The following is a 24,383-nucleotide window of genomic DNA, read 5'->3' on the forward strand; positions in this document are numbered from 1 at the left end:
GGCAAAGCCCGCCGTCTTTCAGGTCACGTCGTTTCATCGCGAGGGCTGGATACCTTGTGGACGGCAGGCGGGTGACAGGATTATCCCTTATGTTTGTTTTCGGGAGTAGGTAATGAAGCCATTTTTGCGCTGGTGTTTTGTTGCGACAGCTTTAACGCTGGCAGGATGCAGCAACACCGCATGGCGTGAGAACGAAGTACTGGCCGTTCCTCTGCAGCCTACGCTGCAACAGGAAGTCATTCTTGCTCGCATGGAACAAATACTTGCCAGTCGGTCATTGACCGATGATGAACGCGCACAGCTGTTATATGAGCGCGGAGTGTTGTATGATAGTCTTGGTCTGAGGGCACTGGCGCGGAATGACTTTTCGCAAGCGCTATCCATCCGACCAGATATGCCGGAAGTATTCAATTACTTAGGCATATATTTAACGCAGGCAGGCAACTATGATGCTGCCTATGAAGCGTTCGATTCTGTACTTGAGCTTGATCCAACTTACAATTATGCGCATTTAAATCGAGGCATCGCCCTGTATTACGGCGGTAGATTTAAGCTGGCGCAAGATGATCTGCTGGCGTTTTATCAAGACGATCCCAACGATCCCTTCCGCAGCCTGTGGCTGTATCTCGCAGAACGCGAGATCGACGCAGACCAGGCCAAAGTCGCGCTAAAGCAGCGCTACGACAAAGCGGTTAAGGAGCAATGGGGATGGAATATTGTCGAGTTCTACCTGGGCGACATCAGCAATAAAACGCTGACAGAACGACTCCAGGCGGACGCAACGGATAACACCTCGCTCGCTGAACATCTCAGTGAAACCAACTTCTATTTAGGTAAGTACTACCTAAGTCTGGGGGAGAAGGACAACGCAGAAGCGTTGTTCAAGCTGACGGTCGCTAACAACGTACACAACTTCGTTGAGCACCGATATGCATTGTTGGAGCTGGCGCTACTTGGCCAGACACAAGACGATCTATCAGAATCTGACCAGCAATAGCTGACGAACTTTTTTTGCCCAATTTTCGAAAAGTCATCATCTTAACGGATGAGGGCCTTTTTGTTCGTCGAAACCACTAATTTGAGCCGGTTCACACTTTTTGATGAAAATGACTGAAAATTTTCACGACGAGTTATGTAGACTGGCCGCCGCAATCTAAGAGGCACGTGTACTACATGACTGATATCCAAACCACTTTTTCCGACCTTGGCCTGAACGCCGACATCCTTGAATCACTGAACGGCATGGGCTACGTGAAGCCATCCCCAATCCAGGCTGAGTGTATTCCTCACCTGCTGGCGGGCCGTGACGTGTTAGGCATGGCGCAGACCGGGAGCGGTAAAACCGCGGCCTTCTCTCTGCCGCTGTTACACAACATTGATCCAACCGTTAAAGCACCACAGATTCTGGTGCTGGCACCGACCCGCGAACTGGCGGTGCAGGTTGCTGAGGCAATGACCGAATTCGCTAAACACATGAAAGGCCTGAACGTGGTGGCCCTGTACGGCGGCCAGCGTTATGACGTTCAGCTGCGCGCTCTGCGCCAGGGTCCACAGGTTGTTGTGGGCACCCCGGGTCGTCTGCTGGATCACCTGAAGCGCGGTACCCTTGACCTGTCTAACCTGCGTGGCCTGGTGCTGGACGAAGCCGATGAAATGCTGCGTATGGGCTTCATCGAAGACGTTGAAACCATCATGGCGCAGATCCCGGACGGTCACCAGACCGCGCTGTTCTCTGCCACCATGCCGGAAGCGATCCGTCGCATCACCAAGCGTTTCATGAAAGATCCGCAGGAAGTGCGCATCCAGTCAAGCATGACTACCCGTCCGGACATCAGCCAGAGCTACTGGACTGCATTCGGCCGTAAAACTGACGCGCTGACCCGCTTCCTGGAAGCTGAAGACTTTGATGCTGCGATCATCTTCGTGCGTACCAAAAACGCCACGCTGGAAGTGGCCGAAGCGCTGGAGCGCAGCGGTTACAACAGCGCCGCGCTGAACGGTGACATGAACCAGGCACTGCGTGAGCAGACGCTGGAGCGTCTGAAAGACGGTCGTCTGGACATCCTGATCGCCACCGACGTTGCGGCCCGTGGCCTGGACGTTGAGCGTATCAGCCTGGTAGTAAACTACGACATCCCTATGGATGCCGAGTCTTACGTTCACCGTATCGGCCGTACCGGTCGTGCGGGCCGTGCTGGCCGTGCGCTGCTGTTCGTTGAGAACCGCGAGCGTCGTCTGCTGCGCAACATTGAACGCACCATGAAGCTGACCATTCCTGAAGTGGATCTGCCAAACGCAGAACTGCTGGGCCAGCGTCGCCTCGAGAAGTTCGCGGCTAAAGTTCAGCAGCAGCTGGAAAGCAGCGATCTGGACCAGTACCGTGCGCTGCTGGCTAAAATGCAGCCGGAAGACGAGCTGGACATCGAAACGCTGGCCGCAGCACTGCTGAAAATGGCCCAGGGCGAACGTCCACTGATCGTGGCTGCTGATGCACCACAGCGTCCGCGCCGTGAATTCCGTGAGCGTGACGATCGTCGTGATGACCGTCGTGGCGATCGTCCGGACCGTGGCCCGCGTGAAGCCCGTGCAGAAGGCGACCGTCCACGTCGCGAGCGTCGCGAAGTTGGCGATATGGAAGTTTACCGCATTGAAGTGGGCCGTGATGACGGCGTTGAAGTGCGTCACATCGTTGGCGCTATCGCTAACGAAGGCGACATCAGCAGCCGTTACATCGGTAACATCAAGCTGTTCGGTACCCACTCCACCATCGAGCTGCCGAAAGGCATGCCGGGCGAAGTTCTGCAGCACTTCACCCGCACGCGCATCCTGAACAAGCCGATGAACATGCAGCTGATCGGTGACGCGCAGCCGCGTCCTGAACGCAGCGCTGACCGTGGCGGCGAACGTCGTCCAGGCGGCCCGGGCCGTGGTTTCGGCGGCGGTGAGCGTCGTGGTCCTGCTGATGGCGCACGTGGTCCTTCTGAAGGCGGTCGTCGCTTCAGCAACGAGCGCAGCGGTGAGCGTCGCAGCGGCGGTTTCAGCCGTGACGGTGGCGCTTCCCGTGGCCCGCGTCGCGAAGAAGCCGGTGCAGCACCTGCCCGTCGTCGTGATGCATAATCACCTGTCGCAGGCGGCATAGCCGCTGATGCACAGAAAAAACCAGCCTGCGGGCTGGTTTTTTTTTGCGGCTGATACCGTGCCGGGCACCGGTTGTCTGCGAACACTGCGCCCGTTTCAGGTCGCCTCGCCTGCTGGCATCGTGCCCGGCTTACGAAGCATCTACACTCCGTAAAGACGCCAGAAGCGTCATCCGTAACAGCTCAGCACGGGCCATCAGTGATGCCGTGTACCGGCTCCCATCGCTTAATGTTCTGTATTGTATTAAGGGCCGTCTCACAGCGACCGGTACGCCTCCATCGCCAGCGCGAACGAGTGCAGCCGCGCCTGGGGATCGAAGATCTGGCCGTTAATCATAATCTCATCTGCCTGGGTTTCGCGCAGCAGCGCGGCCAGTCCGTGGCGCACCTTCTCTTTACCGCCGACCACCGACATGCTCAGCGCCTGCTGCACGCCGTACTGCTCACCGGCGCTCCACAGCTGATGCAGGTTGGTTACCGGTGCCGGCAGCGGCCCCGGCTGCCCGCGGCGCAGGTTGATAAACTGCTGCTGCATCGAAGTGAACAGGAAGTTCGCGTCGTTATCGCTGTCGGCGGCCACCACGTTGATGCACACCATGGCGTAAGGCTTCTGCAGCCGCGCGGACGGCGTAAAGTTCTCGCGGTACTGGTGCAGCGCCTGCAGCAGCAGCTCCGGCGCAAAGTGCGAGGCAAAGGCAAACGGCAGGCCGAGTTTTGCGGCCAGTTGGGCGCTGTACAGGCTGGAGCCGAGCAGCCACATCGGGATCTTCAGTCCAAGGCCCGGCACCGGCTGCACCGCCGGGGCCTCGCCCTGTGGGGCGTCAAACCAGCTCACCATCCGCGAGACGTCCTCCGCAAAGGTATCGCCCTGGCCGTTAATATGGCGGCGTAATGCCATCATGGTGCGCTGGTCGGAGCCCGGCGCGCGGCCAAGGCCCAGATCGATCCGCCCCGGATAGAGCGACTCCAGCGTGCCAAACTGTTCGGCAATTACCAGCGGCGCGTGGTTCGGCAGCATGATGCCGCCAGACCCGAGGCGCAGCGTGCGGGTATTGGCCGCCAGATAGCCGATCAGTACCGAAGTGGCGGCGCTGGCGATGCCGGTCATATTGTGGTGCTCCGCCAGCCAGTAGCGGTGGAAGCCGAGCTTCTCCGCCTGCTGAGCCAGCGCCAGCGAGGTATGAAAGGCGTCACGCGCGGTGGCGCCCTGCGGGATCGGGGCCAGGTCGAGCAGGGACAGCGGAACGGGGTTGATCTCAGACATAGTGGCTCACTCAGTTAATGTCCTGTAGGCAAAACACGAAAACCTCAAGGCTACGCGATCCTGTTGCGCGGCGATTGTCCGTTTCGAGCACTGTTAAAAGACAAACACCGGCGCGGCAAAGTGGTTTAACGTCAATAAACGCATCACTGCTGCATTTATAGTAAGCGCCTCCGGATTTGTCGATTGCGAAGGATACTGCAATGTTCTGCCTCTCCCGTTCCCGCCTGCCCGTTGTCTCAGGGGCCCGTTAGTGAAAAAAAACGTCTTTATTACCCTGCTGGTTATGGTGCTGGCGGTGGCGCTGACCGTGCTGTTCCGCGCCCACAGCCGCGACCTGCTGCTGCAGGGGGAGGTCGATGCCCGCGAGGTGATTGTCTCCTCTAAGGCGCGGGGGCGGGTGGTGGCGAAACTGGTGCGCAGAGGCGATGACGTGCGCGCCGGGCAGCCGCTGCTCCGGCTGGACGCGCCGGAGCTGATTGCCCAGCTAAAATCCAGTGAGGCCGCCCGCGATCGGGCGCAGGCGGTTCTCGACCAGTCGCTGAACGGCACCCGTGAAGAGACCATCCGCAACCTGCAGGCGCTGCTGGACCAGGCGCGGACCGGGCTGGTCAATGCGCAGGCCGCCTGGCGGCGTGACGTGGCGGTGGCGGCGAAGGGCTTTATCTCAGCGCAGGAGCTGGATAACGCCCGCCAGGCGCGCGACAGCGCGCAGCAGCAGGTGCAGGCGGCTCTGGCGAACCTCGACCAGGGGCTGCATGGCGATCGTACTGAGCAGCGGCAGGCCTTTTCCGCCCAGCTGCGCCAGGCGGAGCAGGACCTGCTGCAGATCAAGGCACAGACTGACGAGCTGCTGGTGCGGGCACCGGTGGCGGGGGAGGTCGGCCCAATCCCGGCGGAGCAGGGTGAACTGATGAACGCCGGCAGCCCGCTGGTGACGCTGGTGGAACTGCCGTCGGCGTGGTTTGTCTTCGACCTGCGTGAGGATATCCTGGCGAACGTGCACAAAGGCGATAAGGTGCAGCTGCGGGTGCCAGCCCTGAATAACCGCATGATTGCCGCCGAAGTGCGTTACATCGCCCCGCTGGGCGACTACGCCACCAAACGCGCCACCCGCGCCACCGGCGACTTCGATCTGAAAACCTTCGAGGTGCGCCTCTATCCCGACCGGCCGGTCGCCGACCTGCGTCAGGGGATGAGTGCCTTATGGCTGTGGCAAAAGTAGTTCCGGCGTTGCTGAGTTTTCTGCACGCCTTCCGCCATGAGGTGTTCAACGGCTGGCGCAAGCCGGTGGTGCACTGGCTCGGCTGGTGCTTTCCGCTGCTGCTGTTTGCGCTGATCGCCAGCGACTTCTCTGAAGGCACCCTGCTGAACCTGCCGGTGGTGGCGGTCGACCAGGATCACAGCACGCTGTCGCGCACGCTGATCCGCGATCTGAATGCCGGTTCGCACGCGCAGGTGACGCTGGCCGGCAACAGCAGCCAGGCGCTGGAGGCGTTGCAGAGCGCCCGCGCCTACGCGGTGCTGCTGATCCCACCGTTTTTTGAAGCCGACACGCTGGCCGGCCGCCAGCCGCAGCTGACCCTCTACTACAACGCGCTGTTCTACGGTGCCGGGTTCTACTCCACCCAGGACTTCAGCGGCCTGGTCAGCACGCTCAGTGCCCCGTACCAGACGGTGCTGGCGGCCGCCAGCGGCCGGGCGATGGCCCCGCTGCCCAGGGCCACGCTGGAGTATGACAGCCTGTTTAACGCCAGCGGCAGCTACATCTACTTTCAGCAGTTTGCCGCCTGCATCCACCTGCTGCAGCTGTTCACCGTCACCTGCACTATCTATATGCTGGCGCGCGCCCGGCCGCTGATCCATCAGCGCCACTTTGCCATGGCCCTGCTGGGCAAGCTGGCCCCGTATACGCTCTGTTACACCGTGCTGCTGATGGTCGAGCTGGCGCTGCTGATCGGCGTGTTCAGCGCGCGGGTGGTCGGCAATCCGCTGTATATGGTCTGCGTGGCGTTTTTCTACGTGATGGCGGCGCAGAGCCTCGGCGTGCTGCTGTTTACCTTCACCGCCAGCGCCATCACCGCCTACACCCTGATGGGGATCCTGGTCAGCATCGCGCTGACCTTCTCCGGCACCGCCATTCCGGTGCTGTCGATGCCGTGGCCGGCGCAGCTGGTGGCCAACCTGGAGCCGCTGACCCACGCGCTGAACGCGATGTTTGACCTGTTCCTGCGTGACGTACCGGGCACGCCGGTGGCCAGCGTCTGCGGCGTGCTGCTGCTCTATCCGCTGGCGGTGGCGCTGCTGGTGCGCCGCCGCCTGTTCCGGCGGCTGTGCCAGCCGGAGGAGGCGCATTGAAGCTGTGGTGGCAGACCCTGACTAATACGCTGAGCGGCATGCTGCAGAAGCCGATGTGGATGATGCTGATCGGCTCGCTGTGCCTGATGAGCGTGGTCTATATGCACGGTACGGTCTGGGACCTGCCGGTGGCGGTGGTTGACCAGGATCACAGCCCGGCCAGCCGCATGCTGATCCGTCAGCTGAACGCCACGCCGAAAATGACCGCGGTGATCTACCCTGGCCTTCCCGAGGCGCAGCGCGACCTCGGGCTGCGTAAGGTGTTTGCGGTGCTGGTACTGCCGCAGGACCTGGAGAAAAAGATGCTGGCGGGCAATGCGGTATCGCTGCCGGTGTTCGGCGATGCCACCAACCGCATGGCCAACGGGCAGATTCAGGTCGACGTGCTGGCGGCCTGGCAGCAGGTGCTCGGCCACTACAACCGCGCGCTGATGCAGCAGCAGGGGTTCAGCGCCCGCCAGGCGGCGGTGGTGCTGACGCCGTTTATCGGCCAGACGCAGGATCTGTTCAATCCGGGGATCAGCTTTGCCGCCATCGTATTCCCCGGCCTGCTGGTGATGATGATGCAGCATACGCTGCTGATTGCCAGCGTGCGGGTGAATATCACCCTGCGCAGCCAGGGGCAGCCCCCGCTGGCGGTGACGCTCGGGGCGCTGTCGGCGCTGATCCCGGTATGGCTGTTTCTGTCGCTGGTGCTGTTCGGCCTGTGGCCGTGGCTGCTTGGCTACCGCCAGACCGCCACCCTGCCGGAACTGCTGCTGCTGACGCTGCCGTTTCAGCTGGCGGTGCTCGGTCTCGGCAAGCTGGTCACCGAATGCCTGCACCGCATTGAGCACATCTATCTGTCGCTGTCGTTTATTACCACGCCGGTCTACTACCTCTCCGGCACGCTGTGGCCGGTGCAGTCGATGCCGGACTGGGTACGTGGTTTCGCGATGATGCTGCCGTCGACCTGGGGCACGCGGATGATTGCCGGGGTCAACCAGATGGGGCTGCCGCTCCGGGAAGTGAGCGGCGATGTCATGATGCTGCTGCTGCTCGGTGCGGGGTATGCACTGCTCGGGCTGCTTATCGCCCGCCTGCGCGATCCGCGCAGGCGGCGTAAAACCGCCGTTAGCTGACCAGCTCCAGCCCGGCCACCCGCCGCCAGTAGCCGTTGCAGTCCGCCTGCCGCGCCAGCATCAGCGGCTGTTTGCCGGTTTCGTTAGCGCGGAAGCGGGCAAGCATGTCCAGCGTCTCTTTCCCCTGCGGCGACAGGCGCACCACGTCCACCAGCCCCTGCATGGAGATCAGATCGTTACCGAGGTTATAGCAGTAGCCGCTCAGCGTCTGGATGCCGTTGAGCACAAACACCTGACGATCCTCCTGGCTGCGCAGCGGCCGCCCGAGCGGGTAGTTAATACAGCAGGTCTGGCAGGCGTCTTTGCTGCGGTTCTCCGAGCGGGCGGTAAAGCAGCGCGCCGAATACGCCAGCGGCAGGTGGCCGTAGCTCAGCACCTCCACCTCAAACTGGTGACGGATGCCCAGCGTCTCGCACTGCTGCAGCAGCGCCACCAGCCAGTCACGCGACAGCTCCACCGGCATACACCAGCGGGTCATGCCGAGGTTGAGCAACTGCTGCAGGGTCTGCGCGTTATAGACGTTCAGCGCCGGGCCGGCGACAAACGGCAGTCGTGCCTCGCTGGCCAGCATCACCGTGCCGAGATCGCTGGCCTCGATCATAAACTCGCCGTTATCGACGTAGCGTTTCAGCTCGCTGAGTTCGGACGGCGACTGCAGCAGCGCCAGCGTGCCGATCGCCACCTGTTTCCCCGCCGCGGCGAGCTGACGGGCCATCTCCAGCCAGTCGGCGACTTTAATCGCCCGCCGCCTGCTGCACACCGTCTCGCCGAGGTAAACGATCTGCGCCTCGCTCTCTGCGGCCGCCTGATAAAAGTCGGCCAGCGTCTCTTTGGGCCAGTACCACAGCACCGGTCCGAGTGAATAGTTCATGATAATGTCCTACTGCCAGTCGCGATGATACGCGCCAAGGGTGGTTTGCGTGCCTTCACTCAGCGCGCCCAGCGCCGCCATCCACTCGGCTCGCGGAATAAACTGCTGCGGGTCCTGCTGGCAGCGATCGATCGCCTGGCGCCAGATGCGCGCCACCTCGGCAACGTAAGCCGGGCTGCGCTGGCGGCCTTCGATTTTGACCGAAACGATCTTCGCCGCCATCAGCTCCGGCAGCAGCGCCAGGGTATTCAGGCTGGTGGGCTCCTCCAGCGCGTGGTAGCGCGGCCCGTCGACCTGATAACGGCCTTTGCACAGCGTCGGGTAACCGGCGTTCTCACCGTCGTCGTAACGGTCAATCAGCACCTCGTTAAGCCGTGACTCGAGCCCGGCGGCGGTCTGCTGCCAGCGCACAAAACGGGCCGGGGAGCAGGCCCCGGCGGTATTTGGTGATTCGCCGGTCAGGTAAGAGGAGAGGTAGCAGCGCCCCTCGGCCATAATGCACAGGCTGCCGAAGGCAAACACCTCCAGCGGCACCGTGGTATCACGGGCCAGTTGCCGCACCTGATGGATCGAGAGCACGCGCGGCAATACCACCCGGGCCACATCAAAGTTACGCTGATAAAAACGGATCGCGGCGGCGTTGGTGGCCGAGGCCTGTACCGAGACGTGGCGTTCAATCTGCGGATAGCGCCGGGCGGCGTAGTCGAGGATCGCCGGATCGGCGAGGATCAGCGCATCGGCACCGGCACCGGCGGCCATATCCACCGCCCGCTGCCAGCGGCTGAAGCCGTCCGGGTGGGCAAAGGTGTTAATCGCCACGTGCAGCTTGCGCCCGCGCTGGTGCACGTAGTTTGCCGCCTCCTGCAGGCGTTTATCGTTGAAGTTCAGCCCGGCAAAATGGCGGGCGTTGGTGTCATCCTTCAGGCCGATATAGACGGCGTCCGCGCCGCTGGCGATGGCGGCTTTTAGCGCCGGCAGATTGCCGGCCGGGCAGAGCAGTTCCATAACTGAGTCTCACGGGTTAGCAAAGTCGATGAGTGTAGTGAGGATGGCGGCGACAAATTTTGATTTAAGGCAGCTAATGGCGTATTGATGAGGCACGGATTCCCTGATAAAACCGACGAGGTTCTGCCCGTTTGTTGATCCAGCCGCCTGCCGCCGTTGGCGATTGTGGCAAAATAGCCGAAATTTATCGGTAAGGAGTCATAATGAGACTGGATCGGCTACGTCATTACGTTGTGCAACAGGCCCCGCAGCTGCTGCGTCTTCCGCTCGGCGTTACGCCTTTCGCGCTGAAAAAGCCGCTGATCGAAGCGCTGCTGCGCGGGCATCTGCAGCAGGCGCTGGTGGAAGGGGAGGTGGACTTCCTGGCTGAACGCTGGTTAGGCATTGAGATTAGCGATCTGGATCTGCGCTGGTCGGTCACCCTGGCCGACGGACAGCTGCGGGTGGCCGATCGCGACGCGTGTGACGTCTGGTTTCGTGCCACGGCTGGCGATCTGCTGTTGATTGCGGCACGCCGGCGGGATCCGGACACGCTGTTTTTCCAGCGTCGTCTGACCATTGAAGGGGATACCGAGCTGGGCCTGCAGGTGAAAAACCTGATGGACGCGCTCGACCCCGAATCTATGCCGACGCCATTGCGCATCGGTCTTATGCAACTGGCTGATTTTGTTGAGGCCGGAATGAAACAGGACGCGGCTCCCCCGGAGGCACGCGCAGGTATAGCATGTTAATTCGTACTGAAATTGGCGTTGATGCCGCCAGCATAGACGGCCTGCTGCGCCGCAGCTTCGCCACCGTGGCGGAAGCCGAACTGGTGCAGCAGCTGCGGGAAGATGGCCTGCTGACGCTGGGCGTGGTGGCCACCGACGATGAGGGCCAGGTGCTGGGCTATGCGGCCTTCAGCCCGGTCACTCTGAGCGGTGAAGACCTGCACTGGGTGGCGCTGGCCCCGGTGGCGGTGGATGCCAGCGTACGCGGCCAGGGGCTGGGTCAGCAGCTGGTCCGTGAAGGGCTGGATACGCTGAACGAGTTTGGTTACGCGGCGGTGGTGGTGCTGGGCGATCCCGCCTGGTACGGGCGCGTCGGCTTTACCGTCGCGGCCAGCCAGCAGCTGACCTGCCGCTGGCCGGACAGCGCCAGCAGCTTCCAGATCCATCCGCTGAGCGACGGCGTGTTTGACGGCGTGGCCGGTGAAGTCGAGTTTGCCGCGCCGTTCAGCCGCTTTTAAGCGCCCCCAGCCAGTCGGCCAGTGAGGCCGGCGGGTGGCTGACCAGTCCGAGCTTTTGCTGGCGGGTCAGCTGCTTTACCTGATACTCCAGCTTTGATGCCTGCGATCGGTCGCCCGCCGCGCAGTGAAAAACCAGCGTCAGCGGACCTTTGCCGCGCAGCGCTTTCGCCCCCCTGCCGCTCTGATGCTGTGCCAGACGCCGCAGCACATCGTTAGTGATGCCGGTATACAGCACGCCGCTGGCGGTGCGCAGAATGTACAGACGCCAGTCGGCGGACGGGGCAGCCGGCAGCGGTTCTTTCGCTTCAGTTAACATGGCGCTACTGTAACGCAAAGTGCGCCACCGCGCGACGGCGGCACACTCGATGCATGCAGAGTGCGTTGAACCCTTGCGAAGCCGGTGAATCCCCGGGTCTGTTAAGCCTTCACGCAGCCGCTGGATCCTCAGATCTGTTAACTCTTAGCGCAGCCGGTGGATCCCCAGGTCTGTTAAGTCTCAGCGCAGCCTGTGGATCACCTGGTTGCTGCTGCCCCGCCACAGCAGCGTCGGGTCCTTCAGCGCCTGCTCAAAGCGGCCGTCGATCAGCACGTTCACCCCGGCGACCACCCGCCGCTGCGCGGCGCTCAGCTCCGCCAGGCGGTAACCGGTCCACAGCCAGATATCCTTGCCCGCACACTCGCGCTTAACCCGGCGCACCAGCCGCCCGACCTCCGCCACGTTGGCCGGGTGCAGCGGATCGCCGCCGGTGAGCGACAGCCCCTGGCGCGGAATACGCGTATCGTTCAGATCGGCAATCAGCCGCTCCTCCAGCGCGATGGTCAGCGGCACGCCGGAGTTCAGCCGCCAGGTGCTGCGGTTATAGCAGCCCGGGCACTGATGCTCGCAGCCCGCCACAAACAGCGTACAGCGCGTGCCGGGGCCGTTGACCACGTCCACCGGATAGTACTGATGAATATTCACCCCAGCTCCCCGTTGCCCAGATGTTTCACCCGCCGCTTCACCTCCTCCTGCTTGCCGGCGTTAAACGGCCGCGCGTCAGGGCTGCCGAGATAGCCGCACACCCGGCGCGTCACCGACACGCGGCGGCTGTCGTGGTTGCCGCAGGCCGGACAGGTAAAGCCCTTGCTGGTGCAGTCAAACTCGCCGCTGAAGCCGCAGTCGTAGCACTGGTCAATCGGCGTATTGGTACCGTAGTAGGGCACCCGGTCGTAGCTGTAATCCCAGACGTCCTCCAGCGCCTGCAGGTTATGCTGCAGGCTGGGGTACTCGCCGTAACAGATAAAGCCGCCGCTGGCTAACGGCGGGTAAGCGGCTTCGAAGTCGATCTTGTCATAGGGATTGACCTTCTTCTCGACGTCGAGGTGGAAGCTGTTGGTGTAGTAGCCTTTGTCGGTCACGCCGGGGATAAGGCCAAATTCAGCTGCATCCAGACGGCAGAAGCGGTCACACAGGTTCTCACTCGGCGTGCTGTAGAGGCTGAAACCGTAGCCGGTCTCGCTTTTCCACGCCTCCACCGCAGCGCGCAGCCGGCTGATAATCGCCACGCCCAGCGCCTGCAGCTTCGGATCGTCATACGGATGCACCTCTCCGCCGCTGAGGGCGTTCAGCGTCTCATGCAGGCCGATATAGCCCAGCGAGATCGAGGCACGACCGTTGCGGAAGATCGGCGCGATCGGGTCGTCAGCCGCCAGGCGCACACCGCAGGCGCCTTCCATATAGAGGATCGGCGCCACCCGCGCCCTGACGTTCTCCAGCCGGGTGATACGGGTCATCAGCGCAGTTCTGGCCAGCTGCAGCCGCGCGTCGAGCAGCGCCCAGAAACGGTCGCGATCGCCAGCCGACTCCAGCGCAATTCGCGGCAGATTGAGGCTGACCACCCCGAGATTATTGCGTCCCTCGTGCACCGCCTGGCCCTGCTCCTCGTACACCCCGAGGAAGCTGCGACAGCCCATCGGCGTTTTAAACGAGCCGGTGACCTGCACCACCTGGTCGTAGTTGAGGATATCGGGGTACATACGTTTACTGGCGCAGGCCAGCGCCAGCTGCTTGATATCATAGTTTGGCTCACCGGGGCGGCGGTTCAGCCCGGCTTTAATGGCAAACACCAGCTTGGGGAACACCGCCGTTTTATGGTTTTTCCCCAGTCCCGCGATGCGGTTCTGCAGAATGGCGCGCTGGATCATCCGCGCCGCCGCGCTGGTGCCGAGTCCAAAGCCAAAGGTGACGAACGGCGTCTGGCCGTTGGCGGTGTGCAGGGTGTTGACCTCATACTCCAGCGACTGGAAGGCGTCGTAACACTCTTTCTCGGTGCGCGCCTGGGCATACGCCTCGACGTCGCTGACCTGCCACTCGCGGGCCACCGCCCGGTGCTTTGCCAGGCTGGCTTCCACGTAAGGAGCCAGCACTTCGTCAATGCGGTTGATGGTGGTGCCGCCGTAGATATGGCTGGCCACCTGGGCAACAATCTGCGCGGTGACGGCGGTGGCGGTGGCGATCGACTTCGGCGGCTCGATATCGGCGTTGCCCATTTTAAAGCCGTGGGTCAGCATGCCGCGCAGGTCCACCAGCATGCAGTTAAACATCGGGAAGAAGGGCGCGTAGTCGAGGTCGTGATAGTGGATCTCACCGCGCCGGTGGGCGTTGACCACCTCGCGCGGCAGCTGCTGCTGCATGGCGTAGTGTTTCGCCACGATCCCGGCCAGCAGATCGCGCTGGGTGGGGATCACCTTGCTGTCCTTATTGGCGTTTTCATGCAGCAGCGCCGAATTGGTCTGCTCCACCAGCCCGCGGATCTCGCTGCCGAGCCGCCCGCGCTGCTCGCGCGCCACGTCACGATCGTGGCGGTACTCGATATAGGCCCGCGCCAGCTGCGGGTAGCGCCCGGCCATCAGCCGGTCCTCCACCGCCCGCTGGATCAGCGCAATATCCAGCCGTCGTGGCTCAGCGAGCGGCAGCTGTTCATCCGCCTGCCGTTGCTCACTCTGCTGCAGCGGTTCGCCGGTCTGTGCGGGTTCCCCTGGTGGCAGCTTTTCACTCCGTTGTGCCGGGTTGCCCGTCGGTGCCTTTTTACCCGACCCGGCCAGCTGCCGGGTGACCGCGGCGGCAACGCGGCGGCAGTACGCCTCATCCTCGACCTGCGCGGCGCGGGCGGCGGCGCGGATCGCCGTCAGAATACGGTTGCTGTCAAAGGCTGCCAGACAGCCGTCGCGTTTAATGACCTGAATTGCCACCGGGATCCTCCTGTGGAAACACTACATATTGTTGATGGTGGCTATAGTAAGCGCTATATGTAGCGTTTTTGCCGAAGAAATCGGCGCTTTGTTGATTTATCGCAAAGAAGCGGGAGGGGCGGACAGTTGCTGAGAAGTGCCCCGCCGCCGCCGTGGTTTTATCCTCCGGCTGCGCGTTAGCTGAACGCTTAGGCACATTTTGCCATCATCCCGTGCGGCGGCGGTTGCATTCAACCCGCCGGAGTCACTACTATTGCCGGTTGCCGTGAAGCGAAACCTTACCGCTTCGTTTGATCAGGAATTGTGCCCGATGTCATCTGTCACCTATAACCAAAATCAGGTCATGCGCTGGCTGGGGACGCGTACCGTCGCCCGCGCGCGCGAACTGGTGGCCAGCGTGCAGAACATCCGGTGGCAGAACACCCTGTTGACCGGCGAAGTGCCGGGGCGCAAAGCCGAGCCGTTCAGCGTGATTGTCCACTTCAGCCGGCCGCAGGGGCGGCTCTCCGCCAGCGGCGAGTGCAGCTGCGCGGTGAAAAACAACTGCAAGCACGTGGCGGCGGTGATGCTGGCCAACCTGCAGCCGCGCGAGGAGCAGGCGACCATAGCGCTGACAACGGTGGGTGGCGACCCGCAGCCGCTGCTGCAGCTGGAGTCGCGGGCCAATTTTGTCAGCGGCTACGGCCACTACGGCCATCGCCAGAAGCGGCTGGACTTCGCCACGGTCAGCTTTGACTACGACGGCGTGGCGGTTGAGGCCGCCAGCCAGGCGGAGAGCTTCGCCGCCGCCGACGGTCGCCGCTATCAGGTACAGCGCCAGCCCGCCGCCGAGAACGCCTGGCTGGCGGAGATCCACGCGCTCGGCCTGAGCCCGATCCCCGCCGGACATATCTACACCCCGACGCCGTTGCCGGCGGCGATCTTCGCGCCGGAGGCCCCCGAGCGGTGGCACGCCTTTATCAAAAAAAGCGTCCCGGCGCTGCGCAGGCGCGGCTGGCGGGTGAGCATTGATCGGGAGTTCAGCGGCAACTTCACCGAAGTGAGCGCCATTGAGGGGCGGGCGATCCAGGCGGCCGACGGCTGGTTTGACCTTGAACTGGCGATGAAGGTTGGCCGCCGCCGCCTGCGGCTGGAGCCGCTGCTGGCAAAGCTGTTCAGCGAAGATCGCCGCTGGACCGCCGGCAACCTCAGCCTGATCGCCGACGACGAAGCGATCGAGCTGCGTGACGATCGCCAGCAGCGGCTGCTGTTTCGCGCCGCGCAGCTGAAACCGCTGGTGGCCAACCTGATCGACCTGTTTGCTACCCCGGATCGGCCGCTGCGGCTGGCGGCCTGGGACGTCGGCCGCCTGAGCAGCAGCGACGAACGCAGCCGCTGGATCTTCGATGGTGAAAACCCGGTACACCAGCTGGCGCAGCGCCTGAGCGGCAACGCGGGCGTGCAGCCGGTCAGCCCGCCGCGCGGTCTGAAGGCGCAGCTGCGCGACTACCAGCTGCAGGGTGTGAACTGGATGCAGTTCCTGCGCCAGCATCAGCTGGCCGGGGTGCTGGCCGACGATATGGGGCTGGGCAAAACCATCCAGACTCTTGCCCACCTGCTGCTGGAGAAAGAGGCCGGCCGCCTCGATCGCCCGGCGCTGATCGTGGTGCCAACGACGCTGGTGCACAACTGGTGCTGCGAGGCGGCACGCTTCGCGCCCGGCCTGAAGGTGCTGGCGCTGACCGGACCGCAGCGCAAAGCCTTCTATGACCGGCTGACGCAGTACGACGTGGTGATCACCACCTATTCGCTGCTGTGGCGCGATCAGCCGCAGCTGGTGGCGCACCATTACCATCTGCTGATCCTCGACGAAGCGCAGTACGTGAAAAACAGCGCCTCGCGGGCGGCGGCGGTGATCCGCGCGCTGAAAACCCGCCACCGCCTGTGCCTGACCGGCACGCCGCTGGAGAACCACCTCGGCGAGCTGTGGTCGCAGTTTGACTTTCTGCTGCCGGGCTTCCTCGGCAGCGAACGCGACTTCACCCAGCAGTGGCGCATACCGGTGGAGCGCGACGGCGATCGGGTGCGGCGCGAACTGCTGGCAAAGCGGGTGCGGCCGTTTATGCTGCGCCGCCGTAAGCAGGAGGTGGCGAAAGAGCTGCCGCCAAAGAACACCATCGTGCGCAGCGTGGCGCTGGAGGGGGGCCAGCGCGAGCTGTACGACCAGCTGCGCAGTGCGATGCAGGATCGCGTACAGCTGGCGGTGCAGCAGCAGGGGGCGGGGCGCAGCCATCTGCTGGTGCTGGACGCGCTGCTCAAGCTGCGGCAGATCTGCTGCGATCCGCGGCTGGTGGCCGACGCCCGCGCGGAGAAGGTCAGACACTCCGCCAAGCTGGCGCTGCTGCGCGAGATGCTGAGCGATCTGCTGGCGGAAGACAGGCGCATCCTGATCTTCTCGCAGTTCACCAGCATGCTGGCGATCATCGCCGAAGAGCTGCAGAAGGCGCGTATCGCTTTTGTCACCCTGACCGGCAGCACCCGCGATCGCGAAACGCCGGTCGCGCGCTTCCAGCGCGGCGAGGTGCCGGTGTTTCTGATCAGCCTGAAGGCCGGCGGTGTCGGTCTCAACCTGACGGCGGCGGACACGGTGATCCACTACGATCCCTGGTGGAACCCGGCGGCAGAGAACCAGGCCACCGACCGCGCCTACCGACTGGGCCAGGATAAACCGGTGTTTGTCTACAAGCTGATCGCGGCGGATACCATCGAAGAGAAGGTGGTGGCGCTGCAGCAGCAGAAGGCGGAGCTGGCGGGGGATATCCTGGCCGACGAACTGAGCGAGCCGTCCAGCTTTAGCGCGGACGATCTGACGCTGCTGTTCTCACAGTAAAGGCAGGGGGCCTGGGGCCCCTGCCGGATAAAGCAGGCGCTTAGCGGCGTACTGCGATCGCTTCAATCTCAATCTTCACGTCTTTTGGCAGACGCGCCACTTCCACGCAGGAGCGCGCCGGGAAGCTCGCCTGGTGCGCGGTAAAGAAGGCTTCATAGGCGGCGTTTACCGTGGTGAAGTCATTCAGATCCTTCACAAATACCGTCATCTTCACGATGTCGCCTACCTTCAGGCCGGCGGCTTCAACGATCGCCTGCACGTTGGCCAGCGACTGCTGCGTCTGCGCGGTGATATCTTCCGGCACGTTGCCGGTTTTCGGGTCCACCGGGATCTGGCCGGAGGTGAAGATCAGGCTGCCGAGATCGACGCCCTGCACGTAAGGGCCGATGGCAGCAGGGGCGTGTTCAGTACTGATTTCGCGGGACATACTCTCTCCTTAAGGTGTATAGGATGCGGGCGGGATGGTGCCCGCCCGGCGTCGCTGACAGCTTGCCCGCCTTAACGGCGGAATGCAATCGCGCTTAGCGCCAGCCATCTTGCAGCGGCGGCTGTTACGCGGGCGTAAGGCCGCTGCCGCTTAACCGTAGACCTTTACGCCAGCGTTCAGGCGATCGGGCTGCTGCCGCCTGACCGACGGCCTTCACGCCAGCGTGCGGGCGGCGACTTAATCCGCCGCCATCACCACGTGGTGGGCGAACTCTTTCTCACAGTATTTGCACTTCAGGTGCAGATCGTCGGCGCGCTGCTTAACGGTAAAGCTGGAGAACACCGGTTCGCTGCGGCTGATGCAGTTACCGTTCGGGCAGGTCAGCACGCGCTCGATGCGCTCCGGCAGCACCGGCGACAGCTTGGCCACCACGTCGTACTCGTCAATGCGGTTAACGGTGGCGTGCGGCGCGTAGAACGCCAGCTGGTTGATCTGATCGTCGGTGAGGAAGGTGTTCTCGATCTTGATCAGATCTTTACGCCCCAGCTCGCCGGACGGCAGGTTCAGGCCGATGGTGATGCGCTGATCGGTTTCGGTCAGGCGGAACAGCGACAGCAGCTTAAACCCGACCTGCGCCGGGATATGGTCAATCACCGTACCGCGTTTGATCGCTTCAACCTGTAACTTATTATCCTGTGTCATCGTGGTTCCCCTTACAGATCCAGTTCACTGTTCAGTACCAGCGCCAGCAAGGCCTGGCGTGCGTAGATGCCGTTGCCGGCCTGCTGGAAGTACCAGGCGTGCGGCGTGCTGTCGACATCGGTGTCGATTTCGTCAATGCGCGGCAGCGGGTGCAGCACCTTCATATTGTCGCGGGCGCCGGCCAGGTCGGCGGCGCGCAGAATAAACTGCGCCTTGACGTTGGCGTACTCGGACGGATCCAGCCGCTCTTTCTGCACGCGGGTCATATACAGAATATCCAGCTCGGGCACTACCTCTTCAATGCTGTCGTGGCGGCTCCAGGCGATGCCCTTCTCGTCGAGCATATCGGTAATGTAGGACGGCATCGCCAGCGCGTCCGGCGCGATAAAGTAGAAGCGGTTGCCGTCAAACTTGGCCAGCGCCTGGGTCAGTGAATGCACGGTACGGCCATACTTCAGGTCGCCGACCATCGCCACGTTAAGGTTGTTCAGCCGGCCCTGGGTCTCCTGCAGGGTAAACAGGTCCAGCAGCGTCTGAGTCGGGTGCTGATTGGCTCCGTCACCGGCGTTCAGCACCGGGATACCGCCGGAAAACTCGGTGGCCAGGCGCGCCGCGCCCTCCTGCGGGTGACGCATCACGATGGCGTCGACGTAGGTGCCAATCACCGAAATGGTATCGGCCAGCGTTTCACCTTTCTTGCCCAGCGAGGTACTGCCGCCGTCGGCAAAGCCGACCACCGAGGCACCCAGCCGGTGAATGGCGGTTTCGAACGACAGGCGGGTGCGGGTGGAGGCTTCAAAAAAGCAGCTGGCGACGACTTTATGTTTCAGCAGCTCCGGCTGCGGCGTGGCCTTCAGGCTTGCCGCGGTTTTCAGCACCAGCTCCAGCTCGTCACGGTTGAGATCGTTAATGGAAATAATATGTTTGTGATACAACGGATTCGCCATGCTCACTCTCCTGGTTGCCCCGGCTGTACCCGGGCCGCTGTCGCGGGGGTGAAAATTTGGGCAAAAAAAAGCCCCTCAGCGAGGGGCTTTTCTTACGCGATCGGTGATGCCATTAACGGAAAAACGCGGCTGCCCGCCTGCGTGCAGACGTGGTTGAACGAAGCGATAAGTAACGTTCTGTGGCATGGTTCCTCCCGGCAAACGGGGGGCATTATACGCATTCGGCATGGCACGGCAAGCGGAAATCACCTGCCACGTAATCGGTTGCCCGGCCCCGGTTTACCCCAGCTGCGCCAGGGTGGCGACCATCACCGCCTTAATGGTGTGCAGGCGGTTTTCTGCCTGGTCGAACACCACGCTGTGCGCCGACTCAAACACCTCGTCGGTCACTTCCATACCGCCGTGCAGATCGTACTGCTGCGCCATCTGCTGGCCCAGCGTGGTCTGATCGTCGTGGAAGGCGGGCAGGCAGTGCAGGAACTTCACCTGCGGATTGCCGGTCAGATCCAGCATCGCTTTATTGACCTGATAGGCGCGCAGTAAGGCAATCCGCTCTGCCCACACCTCTTTCGGCTCGCCCATCGACACCCAGACGTCGGTATAGATAAAGTCGGCACCGGCCACCCCGGCGGCGATATCCTCGGTCAGGGTGATTTTGCCACCGGTTTTCGCCGCCGCTGCCCGGCACTCTTCCACCAGCTGCGCATCCGGCCAGCACGCCTTCGGTGCTACCAGCCGCAGATCCAGCCCGGTCAGCGCTGCCGCTTCCAGCATGGTATTACCCATATTGTTGCGTGCGTCGCCGACATAGACGAAGGTCATCTGGCTGAAGGCCTTCTCCGGCAGGTGCTCCTGCATGGTCAGCAGGTCGGCCAGCAGCTGGGTCGGATGGAACTCGTTGGTCAGCCCGTTCCACACCGGCACGCCGGCGTGTTCGGCCAGCGACTCGACCAGCGCCTGGCCATGGCCGCGATACTGAATACCGTCATACATGCGGCCGAGCACGCGTGCGGTGTCCTTCATCGACTCCTTATGGCCGATCTGGCTGCCGCTTGGGCCGAGATAGGTGACGTTAGCCCCCTGGTCGTAAGCGGCAACTTCGAAAGAGCATCGGGTACGGGTCGAGTCTTTTTCGAAGATGAGCGCAATATTCTTGCCCTTCAGGTGCTGAATTTCTTCACCATTTTTCTTGTCGGTCTTCAGTGTCGAGGCCAGCGCCAGCAAGCCGTTGATTTCGGCGGGGGTAAAATCCAGCAGCCTGAGAAAATGCCGTTTGTACAGTTGACTCATAACGCACTCCGGTAACTTATTAATGAATTAAAATTCAATTTAACCGTATGAATATTCATTTTCAACCCCGGCATGCAGAAACTTTTTTATAAAGGTAGTGGCGCGACGGGCGCTGTGGGAAAATACTAAAAATTGCCGGTGCCGTCACTACAGACGCAGGGTACCTTTGACTTGAGGAATGGATTATGGCTAACGAAGCATTACTGGAAGAGCAGCGCGAAGAGACACGGCTGATTATTGAAGAACTGCTGGAAGACGGCAGCGATCCGGATGCGCTCTATACCATCGAGCACCACTTCTCCTGCAGCAGCTTTGATGCGCTGGAGAAAGCGGCGGTTGAGGCCTTCAAGCTGGGCTACGAAGTGACCGAGCCGGAAGAGCTGGAGCTGGACGACGGTACCACGGTGATGTGCTGTGACATCCTCAGCGAAGGCGCGCTGAACGCCGAGCTGATCGACAAGCAGGTCGAGCAGCTGGTGAATCTGGTGGCGCAGTTCAACGTTGACTACGACGGCTGGGGCACCTACTTCGAAGATCCGGATGCGCAGGACGAAGACGACGAAGGCGAAGAGGACGACGAGCAGGAAGACGGCGACGACAACGGCGTCCGTCACTGATCTGGCCGGCCGGGAGAAAAGCGGCGGCCTGCCTGATGGCTGCTGTCGCCGTAATCCCCTGGCCGCTGTTCTGAACAGGTCACAGTGGCCCGCGCGTTGCGGGTTATCACGGCCTGTTTACTGACGCCAGTGTTGCTGCCCGTGTCAGAAACGCTGACCCGCGTTAACGCAAAGACCGGCTGCCGGGTTCGTCAGCAACCGTGCTTTGCGTTCAGCGCCCTCTGAACCCAAATCTGTGCCACTAACCGCTTTCACTGACCTTTCTGATGACTATGACCCAGTTTGACACTCTGTTAGCCCCGATCCACGGCTTTCTGCACTGCCGTACTCCGCAGGCGTGGATCGACGAAGCGCGCAAGCCGGAAAACCTGCCGCTGTTACTCACCGACCACCTGGTATGCGAGCTGAAAGCCGCCCAGACCGCGATGTGGCTGATCCGCAAATACGTGGCGGATAAAGCCAGCGGCGACGCGCTGCTGGCGTGGCTGAGGCCCTGGGAAGATTTTGTCCATAACGACCAGGCCGACCTCGGGTTTCTGGAACAGCATAAGGCGCTGTCCAAAACCATCATCAGCCGTGAAGAGCTGCCCTACGGCGACGCGCTGGTGGATAAGATGGTGCTGCTGATCAAAGAGGAGCTGCACCACTTCTATCAGGTGCTGGAGATCATGCAGGCGCGCGATATCCCCTATATGAAGATCACCGCCAGCCGCTATGCCAAAGGCCTGATACGTGAAATCACCACCCATGAGCCGCAGGCGCTGGTGGATAAGCTGATCTGCGGTGCCTATATCGAAGCGCGATCCTGCGAACGCTTCGCCAGCCTGGCCCCGCATCTGGACGATCGCCTGTCGGCGTTTTACGTCTCGCTGCTGCGCTCGGAAGCGCGCCACTATCAGGATTATCTTGAGCTGGCGCAGCTGATCTCACCGAAGGATATCAGCGCGCGGGTACAGAAGATCGGCGAGACCGAGGCGAAACTGATTAGCGAACCGGACGACAGGCTGCGTTTTCACAGCGGCGTACCGGCGTTTGCCTGCTAGCCGGGGATAGTCGTCAGCCACTGTCGGTGTGTCGGCGTTTGCCTGCTAATCCGGCATAGCCGTCAGCCACTGGCGGGAAAGCTGCGGGTGGCCCGCGCGATCTTAGCGCGGCGGTTTCCTGGCCGGGCGGATGATGCTGCTGCTGCGGGGATCGTGACCCCGCCCTGCCGCAGTGGCAGGGCGGTCAGCGGTGTTACAGCGTCTTCAGCATCGTCACTTCACAGTCAACGTGGCCGGTGTAGCCCAGCGGCCCGTCGATATGCGCAAAGCCGAGGTGCTCATACAGGCGGATCGCGCGGGTCAGCGAGGCGGTGGTTTCCAGATAGCAGCGCTTAAAGCCCAGCGTGCGGGCGTACTCCAACGCCTGGATAGCCAGATCGCGCGCCACGCCGAGGCCGCGCGCCTCGCTGAGGAAATACATCTTCTGCAGCTCGCAGACGTCCGCCTCACCGCCCTGCAGCGGTGCCACGCCGCCGCCGCCGACCACCTGACCATTCACCTCGACCACCCAGTAGGCGCTGTCCGGCTCGCTGTAGAGCTCAAACAGCCGGTCAAGATTAGGGTCGGAAACGGTATAGCCTTTATCTGCGGTCAGCCCGAATTCGGCAGAGACGGTGCGGATCACCTGTGCAATCAGCGGATTATCAGCAGCGGTAATCGGGCGTACCCGCAGGGTGGCGTGTAAAGCGGTGGTCATACGTCTCGCTCTGGGTCAGGGTCAGGAAGAAACGTGTAATAACATTGCTGACGTAAAGATGCAACGTTAGCGGCCCTGGCTTTGTTCAGCAGGCCGGTTGAGGTCAGCTCACAGCCGCTTCTCAACCGTTCACCGAACCGGGTTTACCGCCCTCAGGCAATCGTCAGGGTCAGCATAGTGTCCCGCAAAGGGGACATTAAGGGCTCTTCTCTCTTTAATGACCTGAATCCGTGACATTACGCCCAGCCTGTCTGCTATTTAACCTTAAATGACACAACCGGAAACATTTATTGTCGCATCTTTAACCTTGTGGTAAAAATACGCGGTTAAGTTAGATACTTCTTATTCTCATCATCATCTCTCCCCCTCTATTTTCAGGAAGAAAATTTAATGGAAAACCAAACTTCTCCCAATCAGCAGCACCCGGTGCTGTTCCACGGCCGGGCCGGCGAGTACTTCTCGATCTGGCTGGTGAATGCCTTACTCACCATGATCACGCTGGGCATCTACTCCGCGTGGGCCACCGTGCGCCGCCGCCGCTATTTCTACGGCAACACCGAAATCGCCGGCGACCGTTTTGACTACCATGCGCGGCCGATGGACATCCTTAAAGGGCGGATTATCGTCTTTGTGGGCCTGGTGCTGTTCTTTATCCTCTCTTCACTGCTGCCGACGCTGTCGCTCTTGTTTGTGCTGGCGTTCTTCGCGCTGATCCCGTGGATTGTGATCCGCAGCTGGCGCTATAACGCGCTGATGAGCAGCTTCCGCGGCGTGCGTTTTAACTACCTGTGCCGCATCGGCCGCGCCTACTGGGTGATGTACCTCTGCCCGCTGCTGATGGTGATTGGCCTGTATCTGCTGGTCAGCATGGTGGCGCTGTCGGCGATCAACCTCGGCAGCGTCAGCGCCTCATTAGCCATTGGCGTCATCGCGCTGGTGCTGCTGCTGGTCGGCGGTGCGGTAGTTCAGGGGGTGGTCAGCGCGCTGAACCACGACCTGTATATCAATAATATGTCGTTCGGCACGCTGCCGTTTAAGGCGCAGCTGAGCAAAAAAGCGTTTATTAAAATCGTGCTGGTCAGCTTCCTGATCTTCCTGCCGTTCCTGGTGGTCACCGGGCTGCTGATCGGTTCGCTGATGGTTGGCCTGGTGTACGCTGCCGCAATGGGCGTCACCGATCCGCAGATGATGGGCGCGCTGATGGCCGAACACCTGTTCAGCCTGTTCCTTGCCATAGTTGTGCTGATCGTCGGCGGCCTGTTCTCCTCCGCTTACCTGGTGGTGGCGCAGCGCAACTACGCCTTCGGCCAGACTAAACTCGGCGAGGCGTTACAGCTTAAATCGACCCTCTCTACCGGTGCCTTCCTCGGCCTGGTGCTGACCAACAGCCTGATCGTTCTGTTCACGCTGGGGCTCGGTACGCCGATCGCCGAAGTGCGCCTGGCGCGCTATATGGCCAGCAGCACCGCGCTGACTGGTGATATCTCGCTGGTGACCGTACAGGCGCACCATGACAGCGCCGGAACGGCGGTAGCCGAAGAGGTGGCGGCGGCGTTCGATCTCAACGTGGGGATCTGAT

Annotated in this window: 23 protein-coding genes; 12 read left to right on the forward strand and 11 right to left on the reverse strand. The window is 62.0% G+C overall.

All coding sequences use genetic code 11. From position 1 onward, the window contains the following. The first annotated feature begins 112 nt into the window (after positions 1-112). The 3 genes from nlpI to ASF13_RS00495 all read left to right on the forward strand — a co-directional run bounded on the left by nlpI (position 113) and on the right by ASF13_RS00495 (position 3,117). Positions 113-997 carry a lipoprotein NlpI gene (nlpI, locus tag ASF13_RS00490; protein ID WP_056231226.1) on the forward strand — a complete coding sequence of 295 codons (885 nt, stop codon included), beginning with the start codon at positions 113-115 and terminating at the stop codon, positions 995-997. 103 nt (positions 998-1,100) lie between these two features. Continuing rightward, on the forward strand, positions 1,101-1,157 hold the full coding sequence (yrbN, locus tag ASF13_RS25265) for a protein YrbN (RefSeq protein ID WP_100229640.1): 57 nt from the start codon (positions 1,101-1,103) through the stop codon (positions 1,155-1,157). A 16-nt stretch (positions 1,158-1,173) separates the two neighbouring features. Further along, positions 1,174-3,117, forward strand: coding sequence for a DEAD/DEAH family ATP-dependent RNA helicase (locus ASF13_RS00495; protein WP_056231229.1), 1,944 nt, complete (start codon positions 1,174-1,176; stop codon positions 3,115-3,117). Positions 3,118-3,393: 276 nt separating this feature from the next. Here ASF13_RS00495 and ASF13_RS00500 read toward each other — a convergent pair whose 3' ends face one another. Beyond that, a complete protein-coding gene (locus tag ASF13_RS00500; protein ID WP_056231231.1) occupies positions 3,394-4,401 on the reverse strand; it encodes a luciferase-like monooxygenase in 1,008 nt (335 codons plus the stop codon). Between the two features lie 250 nt (positions 4,402-4,651). Here ASF13_RS00500 and ASF13_RS00505 point away from each other — a divergent pair, with 250 nt between their 5' ends. From ASF13_RS00505 to ASF13_RS00515, 3 genes are read left to right on the forward strand one after another with little or no spacing between them, the layout of a single operon-like run. Beyond that, positions 4,652-5,623, forward strand: coding sequence for an HlyD family secretion protein (locus ASF13_RS00505; protein WP_056231233.1), 972 nt, complete (start codon positions 4,652-4,654; stop codon positions 5,621-5,623). Then, positions 5,605-6,756: an ABC transporter permease gene (locus ASF13_RS00510; protein WP_056231236.1), complete on the forward strand. Its 1,152-nt coding sequence runs from the start codon at positions 5,605-5,607 to the stop codon at positions 6,754-6,756. The genes ASF13_RS00505 and ASF13_RS00510 overlap by 19 nt, the downstream gene beginning before the upstream one ends. Further along, positions 6,753-7,877 carry an ABC transporter permease gene (locus ASF13_RS00515; protein ID WP_056231238.1) on the forward strand — a complete coding sequence of 375 codons (1,125 nt, stop codon included), beginning with the start codon at positions 6,753-6,755 and terminating at the stop codon, positions 7,875-7,877. The genes ASF13_RS00510 and ASF13_RS00515 overlap by 4 nt, the downstream gene beginning before the upstream one ends. Here ASF13_RS00515 and ASF13_RS00520 read toward each other — a convergent pair. Both ASF13_RS00520 and ASF13_RS00525 read right to left on the reverse strand, forming a co-directional pair. After that, a complete protein-coding gene (locus ASF13_RS00520) occupies positions 7,870-8,748 on the reverse strand; it encodes a U32 family peptidase (protein WP_056231241.1) in 879 nt (292 codons plus the stop codon). The two genes, ASF13_RS00515 and ASF13_RS00520, sit on opposite strands and share 8 nt — an antisense overlap. Positions 8,749-8,757: 9 nt before the next feature. Further along, complete coding sequence (locus tag ASF13_RS00525; protein WP_056231243.1) at positions 8,758-9,753, reverse strand: peptidase U32 family protein; 996 nt, start codon at positions 9,751-9,753, stop codon at positions 8,758-8,760. A gap of 203 nt (positions 9,754-9,956) precedes the next feature. Here ASF13_RS00525 and ASF13_RS00530 point away from each other — a divergent pair, with 203 nt between their 5' ends. Together ASF13_RS00530 and ASF13_RS00535 are read left to right on the forward strand one after the other, a co-directional pair. Continuing rightward, positions 9,957-10,484 carry an SCP2 domain-containing protein gene (locus ASF13_RS00530; protein ID WP_056231245.1) on the forward strand — a complete coding sequence of 176 codons (528 nt, stop codon included), beginning with the start codon at positions 9,957-9,959 and terminating at the stop codon, positions 10,482-10,484. After that, on the forward strand, positions 10,478-10,981 hold the full coding sequence (locus ASF13_RS00535; protein WP_056231248.1) for a GNAT family N-acetyltransferase: 504 nt from the start codon (positions 10,478-10,480) through the stop codon (positions 10,979-10,981). Before ASF13_RS00530 ends, ASF13_RS00535 begins: the two co-directional genes overlap by 7 nt. Here the strand turns inward: ASF13_RS00535 and ASF13_RS00540 are convergent. The 3 genes from ASF13_RS00540 to nrdD form a co-directional block, all read right to left on the reverse strand. Further along, positions 10,968-11,297, reverse strand: a complete 330-nt coding sequence (locus ASF13_RS00540) for a GIY-YIG nuclease family protein (protein WP_056231251.1) — start codon at positions 11,295-11,297, stop codon at positions 10,968-10,970. The genes ASF13_RS00535 and ASF13_RS00540 overlap by 14 nt on opposite strands. Before the next feature lie 180 nt (positions 11,298-11,477). Continuing rightward, positions 11,478-11,942: an anaerobic ribonucleoside-triphosphate reductase-activating protein gene (gene nrdG / locus ASF13_RS00545; RefSeq protein WP_056231253.1), complete on the reverse strand. Its 465-nt coding sequence runs from the start codon at positions 11,940-11,942 to the stop codon at positions 11,478-11,480. Then, positions 11,939-14,206: an anaerobic ribonucleoside-triphosphate reductase gene (nrdD, locus tag ASF13_RS00550; RefSeq protein ID WP_369814351.1), complete on the reverse strand. Its 2,268-nt coding sequence runs from the start codon at positions 14,204-14,206 to the stop codon at positions 11,939-11,941. The genes nrdG and nrdD overlap by 4 nt, the downstream gene beginning before the upstream one ends. A gap of 316 nt (positions 14,207-14,522) precedes the next feature. Here nrdD and ASF13_RS00555 point away from each other — a divergent pair, with 316 nt between their 5' ends. Further along, a complete protein-coding gene (locus ASF13_RS00555; protein ID WP_056231257.1) occupies positions 14,523-17,081 on the forward strand; it encodes a DEAD/DEAH box helicase in 2,559 nt (852 codons plus the stop codon). 40 nt (positions 17,082-17,121) lie between these two features. Here ASF13_RS00555 and ridA read toward each other — a convergent pair whose 3' ends face one another. The 4 genes from ridA to argF all read right to left on the reverse strand — a co-directional run bounded on the left by ridA (position 17,122) and on the right by argF (position 20,447). After that, complete coding sequence (gene ridA / locus ASF13_RS00560) at positions 17,122-17,508, reverse strand: 2-iminobutanoate/2-iminopropanoate deaminase (protein ID WP_056231260.1); 387 nt, start codon at positions 17,506-17,508, stop codon at positions 17,122-17,124. Between the two features lie 237 nt (positions 17,509-17,745). Next, entirely contained in the window at positions 17,746-18,210 is a 465-nt protein-coding gene (gene pyrI, locus ASF13_RS00565; RefSeq protein WP_056231263.1) for an aspartate carbamoyltransferase regulatory subunit, read from the reverse strand. An 11-nt stretch (positions 18,211-18,221) separates the two neighbouring features. Continuing rightward, positions 18,222-19,157 carry an aspartate carbamoyltransferase gene (gene pyrB, locus ASF13_RS00570; protein ID WP_056231266.1) on the reverse strand — a complete coding sequence of 312 codons (936 nt, stop codon included), beginning with the start codon at positions 19,155-19,157 and terminating at the stop codon, positions 18,222-18,224. Positions 19,158-19,436: 279 nt separating this feature from the next. Beyond that, complete coding sequence (gene argF / locus ASF13_RS00575; protein WP_056231269.1) at positions 19,437-20,447, reverse strand: ornithine carbamoyltransferase; 1,011 nt, start codon at positions 20,445-20,447, stop codon at positions 19,437-19,439. A gap of 185 nt (positions 20,448-20,632) precedes the next feature. Here argF and rraB point away from each other — a divergent pair, with 185 nt between their 5' ends. Beyond that, complete coding sequence (gene rraB, locus ASF13_RS00580; RefSeq protein ID WP_056231272.1) at positions 20,633-21,064, forward strand: ribonuclease E inhibitor RraB; 432 nt, start codon at positions 20,633-20,635, stop codon at positions 21,062-21,064. 272 nt (positions 21,065-21,336) lie between these two features. After that, positions 21,337-22,107 carry a tRNA-(ms[2]io[6]A)-hydroxylase gene (locus ASF13_RS00585; RefSeq protein WP_056232296.1) on the forward strand — a complete coding sequence of 257 codons (771 nt, stop codon included), beginning with the start codon at positions 21,337-21,339 and terminating at the stop codon, positions 22,105-22,107. Positions 22,108-22,300: 193 nt separating this feature from the next. On the opposite strand, the gene ASF13_RS00590 is transcribed toward ASF13_RS00585, so the two are convergent. Beyond that, on the reverse strand, positions 22,301-22,804 hold the full coding sequence (locus ASF13_RS00590) for a GNAT family N-acetyltransferase (RefSeq protein WP_056231273.1): 504 nt from the start codon (positions 22,802-22,804) through the stop codon (positions 22,301-22,303). A 390-nt stretch (positions 22,805-23,194) separates the two neighbouring features. Between ASF13_RS00590 and ASF13_RS00595 the strand changes: the two genes are divergently transcribed. Further along, positions 23,195-24,382 carry a YjgN family protein gene (locus ASF13_RS00595; protein ID WP_056231276.1) on the forward strand — a complete coding sequence of 396 codons (1,188 nt, stop codon included), beginning with the start codon at positions 23,195-23,197 and terminating at the stop codon, positions 24,380-24,382. Position 24,383 lies beyond the last annotated feature (1 nt).

This window comes from Erwinia sp. Leaf53 (genome assembly GCF_001422605.1).
Classification (GTDB): domain Bacteria; phylum Pseudomonadota; class Gammaproteobacteria; order Enterobacterales; family Enterobacteriaceae; genus Erwinia.